This is a genomic window from Psychrobacter glacincola (assembly GCF_904846215.1).
Lineage (GTDB): Bacteria > Pseudomonadota > Gammaproteobacteria > Pseudomonadales > Moraxellaceae > Psychrobacter > Psychrobacter glacincola.
Genome location: NZ_CAJGZK010000020.1, coordinates 22,204 through 41,028, shown reverse-complemented (window position 1 = coordinate 41,028; position 18,825 = coordinate 22,204). Strand labels below are relative to the sequence as shown.

15 protein-coding genes are annotated in these 18,825 nt (G+C 44.1%); 1 reads left to right on the top strand and 14 read right to left on the bottom strand.

Features of this window, described 5'->3' with window-relative positions; all coding sequences use genetic code 11:
- Positions 1-8 precede the first annotated feature (8 nt).
- The 6 genes from JMW90_RS10915 to JMW90_RS10890 form a co-directional block, all read right to left on the bottom strand.
- A complete protein-coding gene (locus tag JMW90_RS10915) occupies positions 9-1,763 on the bottom strand; it encodes an AMP-binding protein (protein WP_201564120.1) in 1,755 nt (584 codons plus the stop codon).
- A 361-nt stretch (positions 1,764-2,124) separates the two neighbouring features.
- Positions 2,125-3,369 (bottom strand): FAD-dependent oxidoreductase, encoded by a 1,245-nt coding sequence (locus tag JMW90_RS10910; protein ID WP_201564118.1) that lies wholly within the window; start codon positions 3,367-3,369, stop codon positions 2,125-2,127.
- Between the two features lie 357 nt (positions 3,370-3,726).
- Positions 3,727-4,545 carry an amino acid ABC transporter ATP-binding protein gene (locus JMW90_RS10905; protein WP_227691943.1) on the bottom strand — a complete coding sequence of 273 codons (819 nt, stop codon included), beginning with the start codon at positions 4,543-4,545 and terminating at the stop codon, positions 3,727-3,729.
- 84 nt (positions 4,546-4,629) lie between these two features.
- Positions 4,630-5,301 (bottom strand): ABC transporter permease subunit, encoded by a 672-nt coding sequence (locus tag JMW90_RS10900; RefSeq protein ID WP_201564116.1) that lies wholly within the window; start codon positions 5,299-5,301, stop codon positions 4,630-4,632.
- The gene (locus tag JMW90_RS10895) at positions 5,298-6,044 is read right to left on the bottom strand and encodes an amino acid ABC transporter permease (RefSeq protein ID WP_201564114.1); all 747 of its coding nucleotides are present in this window, start codon (positions 6,042-6,044) and stop codon (positions 5,298-5,300) included. The genes JMW90_RS10900 and JMW90_RS10895 overlap by 4 nt, the downstream gene beginning before the upstream one ends.
- Before the next feature lie 109 nt (positions 6,045-6,153).
- Positions 6,154-7,092, bottom strand: a complete 939-nt coding sequence (locus JMW90_RS10890; protein ID WP_379607676.1) for a glutamate/aspartate ABC transporter substrate-binding protein — start codon at positions 7,090-7,092, stop codon at positions 6,154-6,156.
- Positions 7,093-7,564: 472 nt separating this feature from the next.
- Between JMW90_RS10890 and hslO the strand changes: the two genes are divergently transcribed.
- On the top strand, positions 7,565-8,545 hold the full coding sequence (gene hslO, locus JMW90_RS10885) for an Hsp33 family molecular chaperone HslO (protein WP_201564110.1): 981 nt from the start codon (positions 7,565-7,567) through the stop codon (positions 8,543-8,545).
- A gap of 81 nt (positions 8,546-8,626) precedes the next feature.
- On the opposite strand, the gene JMW90_RS10880 is transcribed toward hslO, so the two are convergent.
- The 8 genes from JMW90_RS10880 to JMW90_RS10845 form a co-directional block, all read right to left on the bottom strand.
- On the bottom strand, positions 8,627-10,093 hold the full coding sequence (locus JMW90_RS10880) for a PGAP1-like alpha/beta domain-containing protein (protein WP_201564108.1): 1,467 nt from the start codon (positions 10,091-10,093) through the stop codon (positions 8,627-8,629).
- A 365-nt stretch (positions 10,094-10,458) separates the two neighbouring features.
- The gene (locus JMW90_RS10875; protein ID WP_201564147.1) at positions 10,459-12,669 is read right to left on the bottom strand and encodes a PhoX family protein; all 2,211 of its coding nucleotides are present in this window, start codon (positions 12,667-12,669) and stop codon (positions 10,459-10,461) included.
- A 215-nt stretch (positions 12,670-12,884) separates the two neighbouring features.
- Positions 12,885-13,601 carry a fumarylacetoacetate hydrolase family protein gene (locus JMW90_RS10870; protein ID WP_201564105.1) on the bottom strand — a complete coding sequence of 239 codons (717 nt, stop codon included), beginning with the start codon at positions 13,599-13,601 and terminating at the stop codon, positions 12,885-12,887.
- Between the two features lie 82 nt (positions 13,602-13,683).
- On the bottom strand, positions 13,684-14,409 hold the full coding sequence (locus JMW90_RS10865; RefSeq protein WP_201564103.1) for an ABC transporter permease: 726 nt from the start codon (positions 14,407-14,409) through the stop codon (positions 13,684-13,686).
- 12 nt (positions 14,410-14,421) lie between these two features.
- The gene (locus JMW90_RS10860) at positions 14,422-15,156 is read right to left on the bottom strand and encodes an ABC transporter permease (RefSeq protein WP_201564101.1); all 735 of its coding nucleotides are present in this window, start codon (positions 15,154-15,156) and stop codon (positions 14,422-14,424) included.
- 572 nt (positions 15,157-15,728) lie between these two features.
- Complete coding sequence (locus JMW90_RS10855; protein WP_201564099.1) at positions 15,729-16,634, bottom strand: ABC transporter substrate-binding protein; 906 nt, start codon at positions 16,632-16,634, stop codon at positions 15,729-15,731.
- A gap of 99 nt (positions 16,635-16,733) precedes the next feature.
- Positions 16,734-17,666, bottom strand: a complete 933-nt coding sequence (locus tag JMW90_RS10850; RefSeq protein ID WP_201564097.1) for a transporter substrate-binding domain-containing protein — start codon at positions 17,664-17,666, stop codon at positions 16,734-16,736.
- A 117-nt stretch (positions 17,667-17,783) separates the two neighbouring features.
- Positions 17,784-18,584 carry a transporter substrate-binding domain-containing protein gene (locus JMW90_RS10845; protein WP_201564095.1) on the bottom strand — a complete coding sequence of 267 codons (801 nt, stop codon included), beginning with the start codon at positions 18,582-18,584 and terminating at the stop codon, positions 17,784-17,786.
- Between the last annotated feature and the right edge of the window lie 241 nt (positions 18,585-18,825).

Here is an 18,825-nt window from a genome sequence, read left to right as displayed (position 1 = left end):
CGAATGGACTACAAACCCAATTCTTCTTTCATCTGCTCAATGATTTTATATTTCTGAATTTTACCGGTAATGGTCATTGGATACTCGGTAACGAAGCGATAATAGGTCGGCACTTTATAGTGGGCAATATGCTCGCTACAGAATTGGCGTACTTCTTCTTCGGTCAAGCAGCCCTCTTCTTTAGGAATAATCCAAGCGGCCAATACTTCGCCATAACGCTTATCTGGTATGCCAACGATTTGTACATCACGGATTTTAGGATGGCGGTATAGATAGTTCTCGACTTCTACTGGATAGATATTTTCACCGCCACGGATGACCATATCTTTGCTACGACCGACGACTTTGACATAGCCGTCTTCGTCCATGGTTGCCAAATCACCCGTATGCATCCAACCATCTTGAATAGCTTCGCGCGTTTTAAAGCGACTGCCCCAATAGCCTTTCATCACCGAATAACCACGGGTAAGCAGCTCACCAGTTTCGCCTAAGGACACAATTTCACCTGTTTCGGTATCAATCACTTTGACTTCAAGCGCTGGCTGCACGAGTCCAACGGTCGAGACTTGTTTATCAAGTGGCGTATGTTCATTGGTCTGACAAGATACGGGACTGGTTTCGGTCATACCATAAGCAATGGTGACCTCTTTCATATGCATCTCATCAATGACACGGCGCATGACCTCAATCGGGCAGCTAGAGCCTGCCATAATACCGGTACGCAAGGTCGATAAATCAAAGTTCTGAAATTCAGGATGGTCAAGCTCAGCGATAAACATCGTTGGCACGCCATGGAGACCCGTACATTTCTCTTCTTCGACTGCTTTTAATACTGACAATGGCTCAAAACCATCGTTCGGATAAACGATACAACCGCCGTGCGTGAGAATCGCCAAGTTACCAAGTACCATACCAAAGCAATGATATAAAGGTACTGGAATGCACAGCCTGTCCTCTTCAGTGAGATTCATCGCCTCACCGATAAAATAGCCGTTATTTAAGATATTACGATGACTTAACGTGGCGCCTTTTGGTGTACCTGTCGTGCCACTGGTAAATTGCACATTAATAGCATCGGTATTTTTAAGTTGCGCTTGACGCTCCGCCACTCGTGGATCGTTAGCATCGCCTTCCGCCATCCATGCAGAGAACTTCTGCATAAAGTGAAACTCTTCTTCACTATCTGGCTCATCAATCCAAATGATACGCTCAATCGTAGGTATTTCGACCAAATCCAGTTGAGTGTAGTTTTTATGATAAATCTCAGGACAGAGCTCGCGGATTAATTGCGCATAGTCGCTGCTTTTGAAATGACGCATCAGCACCAATGCTGAGCAGCCGAGTTTATTTAACGCATATTGCAGTTCAAAAGTACGGTAGGCAGGATTGATATTGACCAGAATGATGCCAATCTTTGCGGTTGCTAATTGCATGAGCAGCCATTCGGCATTGTTATGCGACCAAATACCGATGCGGTCGCCAATCTCAAGCCCCATCTCAATCATACTGCTCGCCAGCTGATTGACCTGCTGTTGCAGCTCATGATACGTCCAACGGATGTTTTGATGACGAACGACCAACGCTTCACGTTCAGGATATTTGGAGACGATAGCATCAAAGAAATCACCGATGGTTGCTTCAATCAGTGGCACATCAGGACCTTTGTCATAGCTTTGGGTGAGGGGCGCATTTGCTGAGCGCGCACCCATGTTGATACTGGGAATATTATTTAGAATGCTATCGAAGTCAATAGTTTGAGTCATAACGAGTCCTTTCGTTTTACTTTTTACGGCACTTATCAATCGTGCTTATTAATCGCCTATAGACAAGTCTTTCTTCCTTGCATAGGTCTTACATCGTGTGAACTACTATAACGCTATCAATGAAAGCCTGTCAATCATAGCAATACAATTCGTATCATTTAATTAGCATCTACTAAAAACATCTTTATTAAAGATAGCATAAAAATATGGCAAATATTTGACACAAAAAAGCCAGTCATGCTACTGATACGTGACTGGCTTTTCAATTAGCACTAACTGTTAGAACATTTTCAACTTAAAAATCTAAGGTAGACTAAAAAGTTAAAACAGTGAGTTTGAGTTAAAGGAACTTTTACAATTATTACGCTGTTACCGTTGGCGGCGTTTTAATCGTTACTGTCGCACTGACTTCATTATTATCATCAAGCAAATCCATGATTAGCTCATCGTCACTTTCGCTGGTGACTTGCCAATTGCCATTCGCTTGCGGTACACCCGTTACCATCACCGAAATTGCTTTATTTTTTAGGCGAATCATCGGTGGTTTATGGTCATAGCCGCTATGCTCTAACCCTAAGATATCATCAGCAATGGTTGCGGCTTGCGCACGCAGTGGTGCGACATAGCGGCAGGCAACGCCATTAATCGACATACAATCACCAATCGCATAAATATTATCAGTAGTAGTACGCAGCGTCGGTGCGTCAACCTCGATACCGGTGCGGCGATTAAAATCAACCCCAGCGGCGGTTGGCAATTTACCATCGACGGTCAAACCTGTACTGGCAATCACATGGTCAACGACTAATGTCTCAGACTGCGTAGCACCTGCTTGTTTAGAGTCTTCACTATCTGTGGTCGGTACAATTGGCTCATAGCTGACTTGCAACTTTCCATCATTACTGCCTTCACTGTTACGAATAACACCAGATACCTGATAGCCGCCCAAAAAGTTAATTCCTTGCGATTGGACCGCTGCCGCGATACGCGCAGTGGCTTTTGTTGGCAGCATTTGTGATAGTGGCGCATCATTTAGATCAATCAATGTCACTTGATGACCTGCTTTTAATAAGTCTTCGGCAATCTCAGTACCGACCATACCAGCACCAATAATAGCGACATGCTGACTACCAGCTGCCAGCTTTTCTTGTAACTGCCCAAAGCGCTCAATATGATTGACGTGCCAGACCAACTCCTCTGGTAGGCTTTTTGGAAAAATAGGATGCGCACCCATTGCTAAGACCAGCTTGTCATAGCTGATCGTTGCATAATTGGTATAAACGGGATCTGAGCGCAGCGCTGAGATAAGCTGTACCGTTTGAGCGGCAGCGTCAATATCTGTTACTTGCGTATTGGCAAGGAGGGTCACTTGTGCCGCTTTTGCTGCATCAACTCCCGTCGCCCGCACCAAGTCTGCCGCGCTTTTCTTTTGGCTAATGGCCATGGTCAGCATAGGCTTGTGATAACGATCGCCACTATCGGCAGTTATCAAGGTAATCGGGATGTCTTTGTCTTTTGCACGAATCGCATCAATAACATGCCAGCCTGCCAAACCTGCGCCAATGATAACAATACCTTTTGATGTAGATGGAAGTTCTGCACTCATATAAGCTCCAATGAAGTTAACGATTGTGTTTATTCGATTTTGCCAAATATCATTACGCTTATTGTATCAGTAAACAGACATTCACTCACCTATTCACCTATAGTTAAAATATCTCAAAAACGCTACAGTGCTGCTGATATAAATTTTTTGCAGCCTCTGTCTGCATAGGCACAGCAAGCAAGAAAAATTAATATCAGCAGTACTGGATGTATCGATATTACTTTTCTCTGACTATACGTAGTCACTCATACCGATAACAGGGGCGAATTCTAAACAGTCCCTATTCTATTAGCACAAAAAAAGCACCCATAATAGGCGCATTTTTTACGAAAAAAATATAGTCAGTGATTGATAAACTTAATGATTAAGAATCTTCGATAAGAACATCTGAGCGCGCTCACTTTTTGCCCCTTCAAAAAACTCATCCTTACTACAGTTCTCGACGATATGACCTTCATCCATAAAGATGATACGGTTAGCCACCTGACTGGCAAAACCCATCTCATGGGTAACACACATCATGGTCATGCCCTCACGGGTTAGCTCAACCATGACATCAAGCACTTCTTGAATCATCTCAGGGTCAAGTGCTGAAGTTGGCTCATCAAAGAGCATTGCCACTGGATCCATTGCCAACGCACGAGCAATCGCGACACGCTGCTGTTGCCCACCGGACAGCTCAGCGGGGTACTTTGCCGCTTGCGCTGTTAGCCCGACGCGGTCTAGATATGCCATGGCTTTTTGTTTGGCTTCCGCTTCTTTACGACCTAACACCTTAATTTGCGCAACCGTTAAATTGTCAATAATCGTCAGATGCGGGAACAGCTCAAAGTGCTGAAATACCATGCCAACACTACTACGAAGTTTGGGTAAATTGGTCTTTGGCGCGCCAACGGAGATTCCGCTGACCATAATCTCGCCTTTTTGAAAAGGCTCTAGTCCGTTGACCGTTTTTATCAAAGTCGATTTGCCACTGCCTGATGGACCACAAACGACGACGACATCGCCTTTATGTACATGGGCGCTACAGCCAGTCAATACTTGAAAATCACCGTACCATTTACTCACATCACTTATTTGGATAACGATTTCATCGCTTGCATGACCAGTGTTGGTGACCAGTCCGCCAAATTTATTTGTATACGTGTCAGCATTATTCATCACTGGCTCATTCATTACTGGCTCCTAACCACATTATTTTCATCATTATTGAATAAAGCTCTTAATGCACAGGTTTCGATACGGATTTATTAAAAATTATTAAAACCTTAAACGCTTTTGTACTTGTTGTACGCCAATAGAGGCACTCAAACTGATAACAAAATAAACAGCGCCTGCCCCTAATATATAGGGCGTTAATAAACCCATCAACTCACCGCGGACATAGGCGGCGCGGAAGAAATCTGTCAAACCAATCGCAAAAACCAATGTCGTGTCTTGGAATAAAATAATACATTGCTGTAAAATCAGTGGCAGCATCTTACGAAATGCTTGCGGCAAAATAATCAAGCGCATCGTTTGCCCATAGGTCATGCCAAGTGCTTTGGCGGCATTGACCTGCCCACTGCCGATAGATTGAATACCCGCGCGCACCACCTCTGAAAAGTATGCCGCTTCAAACATCATAAAGGCGACTACACACGAGGTAAAGGCTGTATCGAGTTGCAGGTATTTACCAGCGACCCAAAAATAAATCATCGGCACGGCAAAATAAAACCACAGCAGCACCAGCAGTAGCGGGACTGAGCGGAAATAATTCACGTATAGCTTAGCAGGTATTTCAAGTGCTTTGATACCAGACAAGCGCATCAATGCCAATACCGTCCCTAAGCTGATACCGCCTAAGATGGCTAAAAACAATACTTTTAAAGTCGTCAGCATGCCACCCATCAAACCGGGATAGGCAGTTGCAAGTTCGGTCATCATATTCATTTTTGACTCCCTGCAATTAGCCCTGGCACACGCAATTTACGTTCAATAAAGCCCATAATGGCAATTAAAGACAGATTGAACACCAGATAAATAATGGTCGCATAGGTATAAATCTCAAGACTATTTTGGGTATATTCACTGATGGTTTTGGTCTGACTGATCAGCTCCATTACCCCTACTAACGATGCAACCGAAGCGTTTTTAAAGCAGTTGGTCAGCTCTGAGCTCAGCGGCGGTAAGATAACCCGAAACGCTTGTGGCAGCAGCACCTCTTTATAAGCTTGCGGAATGCTAAAGCCAAGTGCGTAGGCGGCATTGATTTGTCCTTGAGGTAGCGACTCGATACCGGTACGCACTTGTTCAACAATACGGGCTGCGGTAAATAACCCAAGACCAATACTGGCTGACAGCATGGCTGAGGTATTGGGAGACAAGTCTTTGTACCACCACTCTTGTATGGATGGCGTGAGCCAACCTGGGGCGATATAAAACCAAAAAAATAATTGTACCAATAAAGGGATATTACGGAAAAACGTCACATAAGCGGTGCCAATAGCACGCGCGCCTTTATTGGGTAAGGTGCGCATAATACCAAAGATGGTACCAACCACCATGGCGATTGCCCATGCAATACTGCCAATCAATAACAACCAGCCGAGACCCGTAATCATCCAATGGATATACAGCTCGCTACCGATACCGGTCTGCTCAAAGAGCACACCCCAGTTCCAGCTATAATTCATAATTGTCTCTCCGAGCAACGGTTAAAAAGCCCACGCTTTCAGACTGCTATCAAGAAATTTGACAAACAATCTGAACGCGTAAGCATGCTATGTTGAGGGACAAGGAGCGTTATTGCGCAGTCGCTACTTTTGGCTGATCGCTATCATGTGGATTGGCAATCAAGGCTTTTAAGTTATCTGACATCTCAAACTTTAGATTGACATTTTTTGGTGGAATTGGATTTAAGAACCATTTGTCATAGATGCTATTGATCTCACCTGACTTAAAGACATTGGCTAATGCTTCATCGACCACGGCTTTAAATTCTGGATCGTCTTTACGCATCATACAACCATAGATCTCAAACGATTGTGGCTCACCGACAATAACCCATTCATCTGGATTTTTTGCTTTGGCTTTTTCGCCCGCAAGCAACACATCATCCATCATAAAGGCATCAGCGCGGCCGTTCTCTAGCATCAAGAAGGCTTCGCCATGGTCTTTTGCTGAGATGACATTGATATCCATCTTTTTATCAGCGTTGTATTCACGAATATAACGCTCTGAGGTTGTACCCGCAGTCGTGACCAAGGTTTTACCTTTTAAATCATCAAAACCTGTGATACCTGAGTCTTTTTTGGTCAATAAACGCGTACCGATTTCAAAGAAACCGTTTGAGAAGGCGACTTGTTTCTGGCGTTCTGCATTGTTGGTCGTTGAACCACACTCAAAATCTACCGTGCCGTTTTGTACCAATGGGATGCGCGTTTGTGAGGTGATAAGGTTATAACGAATTTTTAGATCTGGCATATTCAGCTTTTGTTTGACCGCTTCTACCACTTTCATCTCTAAATCATGCGCATAGCCGATTGGCTGGTTAGGATTATCAGCGATGTATGAAAACGGAATAGAAGAGTCACGGTGACCGACGACGATGGTGCCTGATTCTTTGATTTTATCTAAGGTGCCATTGGTATTTGATGTCGCCTCGGTGGTTGCCCCATCTGCTGGCGTCGCCTCGATGCTGGTTTGGCTATTATTATTACAGCCTACTAGGCCTAGTGCCATGAAGGCAACCAACGTTAACGGTTTGGATATAGAGGTAGAAAGAGAGGTAGAAAGAGAGTAAGTCATGATTTATGTCCTTTTATCACATTGCCACAAGATTGGAATAACATTTAAGTGCGATAGAGACCGTAAAAAACGCTATCAATGTGCGCTTATGAGCTCTATTGCTATGCATCCGTGCTGTTGCTGTTGTTTATTACTATGCAACTTAATGTTACTGTACAACAAATTGACTGATGAGGGTAAACTTTTTTACTCAGCCGACTCTCTTATGTTTTCAATTTCTTGAGGATGAGAATCCTTAGATAAAACAAGCTTTAACGTCATTCATATAGTAGGTATTTACTAAGATTGATAGCAAAACTCAGGCTTTCCAAACATCGCTCATTACGTCAGCAATCTCGCCAATATAATTGATAAATCTGTATCTATCCCCATAAAGCTAGCAACTTCTTAATCTTATAAACGACCTATGACACAAGATACCCAAACCCCGACTGCTCATGAGCAAAACGCTGACTCTATACATGATAATGACATTCGCCAACGCTTTTTTATTGAAGATTCTCCTGTGCGCGGTGATGTGGTGCGCCTATCGCGTAGCTATGCGACGACCATTGCGCAAAAGCCTTATCCTGAAGCACTCAAACGCTTACTAGGCGAGATGTTGACAGCAGCAAGCTTGCTGATTGGTACCGTTAAAATCAATGGTCGCTTGTCGATTCAATTGCAATCATCAGATAGTGATAGCTTGCTCAATTGGGCGATGGCTGAATGCGATCAAAACGGTATTATCCGCGCCCTTGCCAGCTGGAAAGGTGATACTGACGAGCACATGCAAGCGTGGGACAATATGCTTCATGCCAAAGAAGCGTTCGCTGAGCTGGGTGCTACCGGTCAAGGCGTGTTATTTATCAATATCCAACCGGATGGCGGCGAGCCGTATCAAGGTATTGTTGAGCGTAGCCATGACAATTTGGCAGATTGCTTGGCACATTATCAAAAGCAATCGGCGCAGATTCCAACGCTGATTAACTTGGCATCTGACGGCCTACAAGCGGGAGGTATATTGGTGCAAATGCTGCCGCGTACCGCTCAAGAAACCTACGAAGTTGAGCAAAATGAAGATGCTGGTATCGATGATGACTTGTGGACACGCTTGTCTGTACTGACACGCACGCTAAAAGCAGAAGAATTGACCACGCTTGATAGCAATGAGATTTTGTATCGCTTATACAACGAAGAAAAAGTCGTTGCCCCTGAGCCTATCCCGCTATCGTTTGGCTGCACCTGTTCACGCGAGAAGTGTGAGATGGCCATTGAGCAAATCGGCGAAACAGAAGCCTTAGATATCGTTGCAGAACAAAACGGCACCTTTGAGATGGATTGTGGATTTTGTGGTGAGATCTATAAATTTAATCATGACGATATTGCGGCGATCTTTGCTGAGTAGTCTTTGGTTTCATTGATTTAAGTATACAGTCATAAAAAAACCCTCAAGTGTCATGCTTGAGGGTTTTTTAGTCTTCTTATTTTAAATCTCATAGGTTTCTGGATAAGAATAAATACGCGGGTTCAGCGCATACTTTGCTTCATGCGCATCACCTAAACTACTATCTAAGAGCCAAGCAATGATTTGCTGATGCACTCTACCGCTGTAGATTAGGTTCATATGATTGACCCCATAAAAAATCGCTTTATGACCTTCTGGTACCGACAAAGTATGCTCTTCGGTATACTCACCGAGTGCCGACTCTACCGAAACCAGTCCATCGCCCAGTAAGCTTGTGGTTTTAGATTCAAAATGAGTCTCGATCAAGGCGGCCGCAATTAAATAAGTATTCACATGCAAAGGCAAGCGAGTAGGATGGCGGAACTCTGCTGGGAGGACGCTGCGCCCTTCTAAAAACTTCCAGTCAGCATCGCGAATACTGCCATAGCGCAAATCAATAATACCAGCACTACGCAAATCACCCAACGTGGCGAGTGATCCTGCAAAGGGCAAATTGGCTATTTTATCTTGAACAAAATTGCCGATGCGCTCTAAGCTTGCGCCATGATGCGGCGAGCCTAAGGTAATAAGATTGCTCACCCGTTTGACCCAGCTAAAACCCTGTTCTTTGCCATAAAACAGCGCACTACGGCTCACAAGACCGCCCATACTATGACCAATTAGATCAATCTGAGTGATGTCTGGGTTATCTTCAACCAAGTTTTGCAGAACTTTAGCAAAGCTGCGTCCATTACTGGAGATGCGTCGACCGGTATTGTAATTTAAATACAAAACGGTCGATGATGGCAAGCTATACATGAGCGCTTTTGCCAAATTATTCTCGCCAGATACCTTCCAGCTTAAGTGGCTTAAACAAAGCCCATGACATAAAATAATAACACGCCCTGACAACGCAGCGCTTTGCACACGATTATACGTATCATACAGAGTCATCGAAACTGCCAATGGATTATGATGATTGACAAGATGATCGCCCATGACTCCGTTTAGTATATTAACCATGCGTCGCAAGTTCTTTGGTAATGGTTGTACTGTTTTTGGCTTTACAACACTGTTATATAGACGCAGCCCTGACGCTAAATTATTACCAACCAACTGCATCGTAGTGCGTACCACACCATAAATACGCCCCGTGATACCGCGCTGCCACTGGTCAATATTACCATCATTAAAACGTCCTAAGGGACGCAATAGAATCTCGCGGTGGACAGCCTCTACAATATCCGTGACCTCAACCACACCCATGGTCGCAAGCTGTGCCAATCCTTCAAAGAAATCAACCAAAGAGATTGGCTTATATGGCTGAGTGTCACTGTTATCAACGTTTTCTGCGGTCGTCTCATCCACATAGATATAGTCAAGTTTATCAAGCTCTTCATAGACGTCGCCTTGGAATCCTGCGTCGATAGCAGATTCCTCCTCATCAGAAGGACGCCGAGCCGTCGCAAATAAATCATGAATAGAGTTTAGCGGTTTTGGACTGAGCATAATTATGACACATCAAGCGATTAAAGTAGCTTTACATACTAGCCTGTAAATGAGCTAAACAGAAGAAAAGGATTTAACTATCGTCAAAATACTCTAAAAACGCTATGGTACTGCTGGTGCAAATTTTTTGCAGCCTCTATCTGCATGGGTACAGCAAGCAAGAAAAATTGATACCAGCAGTACATCATGTGTCGATATTGTTTTTAACTGACTATATCAAGGACGTTTATTGTCAAAGAAGTACTGAATCTTTTAACGTCCAAGCTTGCACACTACCGGCTATCGCCCAAAACATAAAAACCCCAAGTCATGACTTGAGGTTTTTATGTTTATTAAGAGCCATCATTGCTAATGCGGATGTCTACCTAGACAAAAGACTCTGCCAATATGACATCACCATCCTCGCGTGTAATCATCACGGTCGCTGAGCGCGGAATACTGCCTCCAGCAACAGCGCCCCAATTATTACCCGGGTGCTGAATATTAATAAATAATGTTTTAAAGTCTGGAGTCATGGTAATACCGGTCACTTCGCAGCCTTCAGGACCGACGAAGAAACGTTTGATATTATCATTACTGGCAGGCATACCGACTCGAGTTTGTTGCCCCGCCGAAGTGGTGGTAAGCATGCCATCGCTGACTTTACCCGGTAGCGCGGCTAGTAACATACAGTTCGTGGTATCAGTATAAGCGCCATCATCGGTTTGAATCCATAACACGCCGCGTGGGTCAAAATACAAACCGTCTGGCGAGGACAAATCATTGCTGTCGTTTAATTGCGATAAGTTCTCTGCTGACAAATCACTCGGCGCAGCAAATAAATAGATATCCCACTCAAAACTTATTGCCGCATGGTCACCGCCTGCTTCTGCCCAGCGAATAATATGACCATTGTCATTGCCGCGTGCTTTACCACCCGCATCATAACTGCGTGGATTGGACGCTGAAACTGGTTGGTCATCACGTACGCCGCGAAGTTTATTATTGGTCAAGGTGACATAAACCTCACCAGTGATAGGGCTAACAGACACCCATTCAGGACGATCCATCTTGGTCGCACCGACTGCATCTGCCGCAGCACGGGCAAATACTAAGACCTCATCTTGTCCATTAAATGGCAACTCGCTATTAGAAGCGTCTAGCCCGTTTTGACCATGAATCAGAGGTTGCCACTTACCGCTGCCATCTTCATTAAAGATAGCAACATAGAGCGTGCCATCATTCAAATACTTGTCACCGGCTTTTAGGCCGCCGCCAATGTCAGCAGTTGACCATGTGGCTTTAGAAACAAACTTATAGATATATTCGCCCCGAGCGTCATCGCCCATATAAAAGACCACGGGTTTGCCTTGCTCAACGGGCGCATAAGCGCAATTTTCATGAGCAAAACGTCCCAGTGCCGTGCGTTTTTGGGGCATAGAGTTTTGATCAAAAGGGTCAATCTCGGTGATATAACCAAAGGTATTAAAACCATTTCGATAATCATCAGCAGCGCTCGCACCGACGGCTGTCATATCCCAACGTGAAAACTCGTCTACTATCTTGGCATCTTTGGCTTCAGGGGTATGCCATAGATATTCCCAACCGGGGAAGTTCTCAGTCGCTCCGTAGCGTTCGCGACCATAGTTTTGCGCAGCGCTGAGTTGGGTGGCATCTTGCCCACGGGCAAAGACCCCTACGAAGTTTTCTTCTGTCGTTAGATAAGTGCCCCAAGGTGACAATCCTGCACCGCAGTTATTATTGATGCCGCGAGTCTGAAAGCCCGTTGGATCAAACTTGGTCTTAACCAAATCAGAACCAGCAACTGGCCCGGTCAATTGCGCAGTCGTACTGCTGGTGATACGGCGATTGTATTTTGAATCGCGCACCATCTCATAGCCCATTCCATCGGCGCGGCGGCTCATCTCGACCACAGCCACCCCATGACAATTGACCTCTCGGCGCACGTCGCTTGCGAGGCGACGATTTTGAAAGATTGGTGCGGCGTTATTATCTTGGATTACATGATAACCAAACGGGCTCAGCTCGCTGCTATTGACATATTCATGATTCATCACCAGCAGCCCATTTTCCGACGCTTTTACGTCATAGGCACCGCCCTTTTTGCCAAAGAACCACATGCCATCATGGTTATCACCCATACGCCATTCGAATGACTCTGCTGACTGCTCACGATTGTCTTTCCAATCATCAATACCAGATATCAGCGGCGTGCCAAGTGGTAATATCATCTCGGCTTTATAGCCTGCTGCCACGCTCATCGTGTCGGCAGTGGAATGCGCCACTGCGGTAAACTTCAAAGTTTCGGGACGTTTGAGATCACCTTGTGCAGGGATAGCAGCATCATTGCCATTATTGTTGACAGGATTTACAGTGTTATTGTCATCGTCGTCACTACAGCCGACCAAAGGTAGCGCGCCAAAAAACGCCGCCGCCGTCAATCCTGTGCCACCTTTTAGGATACTCCGTCGGTTTAAACGACGACTAATAATCGTTTGAAAATCGATATTGTTGGTTGGATTGGAATCTTCAACGACTTCATGGGCAAGTGGTTGTTTATTATTCAGTAATGTCATCATCAGTCACCTTGCTGTTAGGCTTGATTGGCATGAAAAATTTGATTGCGGTCTTGTGTCTGCAATCATCAAAATACGAATTATGCCCAAGTCTACTGAGTGTTTATGACAGTACGTTGAAAACCAGATAAATAAAAAATCCCAAGTGTGAACTTGGGATTTTTTGATATAGTCAATGTATTTGGAAACTTATACGATACTGCTTCTATAAAAAATTATCGAACTTGCACCTGCCATTCATGGTCACTGAGCTTGAATGTTAGCGCATCACCTGCCTGCAATATACCAACGCCACTTGGTGTACCAGTCATTATGACATCACCTGCTTGCAAGCTAAAAGCATGGCTAATCTCTGCCAGTAGCTCATACACTGAAAACAGCATTAGGGCGCTATCGCCATCTTGCTTCAACTCATCATTGATATAGAGCTGATAGTCGGTATGACTGAAATCACCAAATACTTGCGGATCAAGCCAATCAGCAAGTACGCAAGCACCATCGAAGCATTTAGCCCGCTCCCAAGGATGACCTTTTTCTTTGAGCTTACTTTGCAAGTCACGTAGGGTCAAATCAAGCCCTAATGTCACGCCACCTATCGCTTGCTTTGCTTGTTCAATCGTTGCTGCGGATAAGTCGGCTGCCAGTTGAATGCATAGCTCTGCTTCGTAATGAGTGTCGCCATATAGCGCTGGATTTGGACGGATAATATCATTATGCACGCTGACCACGGACGATGCTGGCTTCATAAATAAGATGGGCGATTTTGGTATTTCATTGCCAAGCTCACGTGCGTGTTCTGCATAATTACGGCCAACACAAACGACCTTGCCAATAGGCGCACGTAAGCGCTCATCAACGTTTTTAACGTTGTTATCGTTATTGACACCAGCAACAATAGCATTCGCTAACGACATATGTGGTGATTGACTCATACTAGACTCTCACAGCAAAATTATGGATATTTTTATTAGCAATAAATGCAGCATTTTCTACAGCCATATCAATGCCAAACAATTAAGGAATCGTATGCGTTATCACATCTGGTGGTACATAGCTTGCATGACGATTCATACGCTTTTCAAACAGTCTAAAGCTAAATAGAATCACCCACGACAATAACAGATAAACAATACCGGCAGCGAAGAATAGCTCCATCAAGGTATAAGTGCGCGCACTAATCGTACGAGCGACACCAGTAATATCCATTAAAGCAATCGTTGACGCCAGCGCACTGCCCTTTAGCATAAAAATAACTTCATTACTGTACGCCGGAACGACAATACCAAAAGCACGCGGTAACGTAATACGTGTGAGTTTCTGCCACTTTGACATCCCGATTGCATCGGCAGCTTCAAGCTCGCCTAGCGGAATATTTTGGATAGCCCCGCGGATAATCTCGGCCAAGTACGCACTGGTATTTAGGGTAAAGGCAATAATGGCACACCAGTAAGCTTGGCTCAATACTGGCTCCCATAGGAACGAATTACGTACCGCCTCAAACTGCCCAAGACCGTAATAAATCAGAAATATCTGTACCAGTAACGGCGTGCCACGGAAAAAGAAAATGTACAGAAAAGGGAGTATCTGTACCATCCAATTTTTGGACAATCGTAACAGCGCCAAAACCAAACCAAAAAATAGCCCGATAATACCTGACACCACCACCAGCTGAGCGGTCAATACCGCGCCACCGAGTAAGTCTGGGATATGATCAAAAATAACCTGCCAATTCCAATCCATAGTGTCTTCCCCTTATCCTATGGTCGATTGACGTTGAGCGGTTTGACGGCTGAGCTTTTTAGCATAACGCGCCGCTGGATTGGCACGCCATTCAAGCCACATCATAAAGCCCGTAATCAGCATGGTGAGACCCAAATAAATAATCGCCGCCGCCATATAAAAGGTAAATGGCTGCTGTGTTGACTGCGCCGCGCGCGAGGACTGATACATGATATCTTTGAGACCGACGACCGACACCAATGCGGTATCTTTTAGCAGAACCAAAAATAAGTTCCCCAAACCTGGCAGTGCAATCTGCCATACTTGCGGCAAGGTAATGCGATGAAAAGTCTGAAACGGACGCATACCAATCGCTTGCGCTGCTTCTCGTTGCCCTATCGGAATCTCTTGAATCGACATGCGAAAGATTTCAGTCGCATAAGCACCAAAAGCGATAGATAACGCCATCACACCGCCCCAAAAAGCACTAATCTCGACATAGTCGTTATAGCCGAACTTTTTGAGGATGCTCATGAGCAATATAGAGCCGCCATAATAGATAAAAAGCACCAATAGCAGCTCAGGAATACCGCGCATCGTCGCCGTATAGACAGTCGCAATTTTGCGCAGCAGCCAGACATTAGACAGCTTTGCTGTAGCACCGAGCAAGCCTAAGAACATGCCGATGATCAAACTGGTCACGGCAAGCTGTATGGTGACGGTAGCGCCGCTTAATAAAAGCGCGCCAAATCCTTGTAAATCAAACACAATTATCCACTCAGTCTCTTTATATTAGCAATATTGCAAAATATGAGTTAAAAAAATCAGCATCAATAGCTGAATACAGTTAATAAACGTACTTTAGACCCAATAAATATAAGTCATTTGCGTCGTAGATGAACGCTAGATTGATACGATTATTACCGTGATAATTGACACAGTAGAAAAGTGCGCTGATTTTATCATATTCATTCGCCGCTATGTTAATACTGACGTGTAAAAGCGTTGGCTAAATAGATATCTATATCCTTAAAAAACCGATAACTCAGTCAAATGAGAGCAAAGCTGTTGGTTGATAACACCTAAAAACCTAGCATGTCCATAAATATAGTCAGAGAAAAGTAATATCGATACATCAAGTACTGCTGATATTAATTTTTCTTGCTTGCTGTGCCTACGCAGACAAAGGCTGCAAAAAATTTATACCAGCAGTACTGTAGCGTTTTTGAGATATTTTAACTATATGTAGCACAAAAAAAAGGACATCACCATAATGGCGATGTCCTCATGCTTATTAGCACAATATTAATGCGCTCATGAATACGAATATTACTGAGACTTTATTTTGTAGCACTATCTACAGCTGGCGCTTCTGTTAGCGTCGCACTTGCTGGCACAGCAAAGTATTTTTGATTGATCTTATCGTAAGTACCATTGGCTTTAATATTGCTCAATGAGGTATTAATTTTGGCTTGCAGTACATCACCTGGTCGTACGGCAATCGCAAAATTATCATTGATATCAATCTCGTCACCTTTTAGCACATAGTTGCTACCTGATGGTGAGCTGAGCCATTCTATCGCTGGCAGTTTGTCAGATATCATGGCATCGACGCGACCTGAACCCAAGTCTAAAAAAGCATTGCTCAACGTATCATAGAGCTTTATATCCGCTTTTGGATAAGCTTTTTCTAACCACTGCGAAGAGATGGTTGAACGCTGCGCGGCAATAGAGTGGGAGTCGATATCGCTGCTATTGCTTGGATCAAAACTGCTGTCTTTTTTGGCCAAAAATACCAGAGTATTGCTAAAATATGGATCCGTAAAAGCCACTTGTTGCGCGCGCTCAGGGGTCACCGACATCGCCGCAACGATAGCATCATACTTGCCGGCTTTTAGACCGGGGATAATACCGTCCCAATCTTGCGCCATAATCTCACAAGTTACTTGCATATCTGCACAGATAGCATTGGCAATCTCAATATCAAAGCCGCCCAATGTCCCATCGGCATTGGTATAGTTAAAGGGCGCATAAGCACCTTCTGTAGCGATACGCAGCACATTATCATCTGTCGAAGCCGAGTCTGTTTTAGCGGTTTCAGTGGCATCTGAGCTAGCACTGTCGTTAGACTGATTTTGACCGTTACTACAGCCTGCCAAGGCTAAAAGTGCTGCTACTGCGAGCATAGGTTTTGAAAACCGCTGATTGGTCATTGAATCTGATCCTATGACAAAAGGGTTGCTCATAATCATCCTTGAGGTTATTACGTCGTAAAATTTTGATACGCGTTAGCAAATATGTATTGCTCAAAATTTATGATCACTACATATTTGCCAACACAGATACTAGTTTGCTGCTGTTTGCTCTTCTTTAGCAATTACTGCATCAGCATCGATATTACCTTTATCTACAACTACGACCTCTTTGACATCATTAGCAGCGACTGCTTTTTGAGCAGCAGCGGTTGAGCTGGTACCAAAATAGCTACCTGTGATTTGATCATAAGTGCCATTGTCTTTTAGCTCAGCCAAGGCTTTATTGAATTTGGCAACCAATGGATCGCCTTTACGGAAAGCAATACCCATGGCATCATCGCTGGTGCTGATTTCTTGACCTTTGACTTCATAATCCTTGCCGGCTTCGGTTTTTAGCCAATCAATACCGGTCACTTTATCGGACATCATCGCCCGCACGCGACCTGACGTTAGATCTAGATACGCATTATCTTGGGTATCATAAAGTTTGATATCCGCATCAGCATGTTTATCTTGTAGATATTGCGAGGCAACGGTTGAGCGCTGTGAGGCAATAGGCTTACCTTTTAAAGCGTCAACACTGACATCATCACCTTTTTTACCGATTAAAATGATGCCAGTATGAAAATAAGGGTCGCTAAATTCGACCACTTCTTTACGCTCAGGGGTGATTGACATACCAGCGATGGCAGCATCAAACTTCTGCGCATTCAGTCCTGGAATGAGTCCATCCCAATCTTGCGAGATAACTTCGCATTTGGCTTTCATTTGCGCACAAAGCGCATCAACCAATTCAATCTCATAGCCGATTAACTTACCATCTGCATCGGTATAGCTAAAAGGTTTATAGCTTGATTCTGTCGCGATTTTGATATTTAAAGGCGCATCAGTTGCAGCGTCTGCCTCAGTAGTTTCTACTGGTGTAGCGCTATTATTACAACCTGCCAGCATCAGCATGGCAACGCTAAGTGGCGCTAACCATAAGGCTTTTTTAGTGAGTGACGAGGTCATTGAAGTTATCATAGTTGTTAGTCCTTAATATATTTAATAGCCGTATATACCTGTGCCGTTTACGCAATAGCCATTATCGATCAATGCTTATTAATGAAAGCTCATTAACAAAAGCTCATTAACGAAAGCTTATTGACCAAAGTTTTGCTGCTCAAGACGGGCAAGCTCACCGTTACTGCGAATTTCACTCAACGCTTTATTAAAATCTTCTTTGAGTGCATCGCCTTTACGGACAGCAATGGCAATATTGTCATCATTGTCAATCTCATCACCCACAATACCGAAGCCTTCAGAGTTGTCTGCTAACCATGATTTGGCAGATACTTTTTCAGCCAGTACAGCATCGCTGCGACCAGATTTTAGATCCAAATAAGCATTGTCATAATTATCATAAAGCTGAACGGTATTGCCATCTTTGCCTTCATAATTGTCTTGTAAATAAGCACCCGGCGTTGTTGAGCGTTGACCACCAAGCGTCAGATTTTTGATTGATTTAGGATCAAAGCTGCCTTTGGTGTCGGTCAGCCAAACCATCGTATTAGCAAAGTAAGGCTCACTGAAATCAACCTTTTCTTGGCGTTCAGCTGTGATAGACATACCAGCGATAACGGCATCGTACTTTTGCGCCAATAAACCTGGAATAATACCATCCCAATCTTGAGCGACAATCTCACATTTGGCTTGCATCTGCTCACATAAAGCATTGGCAACGTCGATATCAAAACCCGCCAAACTGCCATCTGCATTGGTATAGTTAAAAGGAGGGTATGCGCCCTCAGTCGCGATACGAATGGTCTTGCCAGCGGTTCCTGCTGCCGGTGCATCTGCATTGGTATTGGCAGCTTTATTGCTAGGCTCACTACAAGCACCTAGCATAAGCGCGGCAGTAACGGTCATTGATGACCATAATAGGCGAGAATTCGACATCATACGTTCCTTAAATTCTGATGGGTTCTTAATATGATTTATAATATACAGTTGATCCACTTTTAAAAGAGCACAATACCCCTACCACTCAGGCTAATTATTCGCAGCCTCTGTTTGCGTAGGCACAGCAAGCAAATCAACCTCAGTAGTGATTGATAACCTTTGTATTTCTTTTATTTAGGACTGATTATAGCGTTCTAATCTATCTTTCCCTGACGTCCCTGCCAGATAAGACACTCAGATT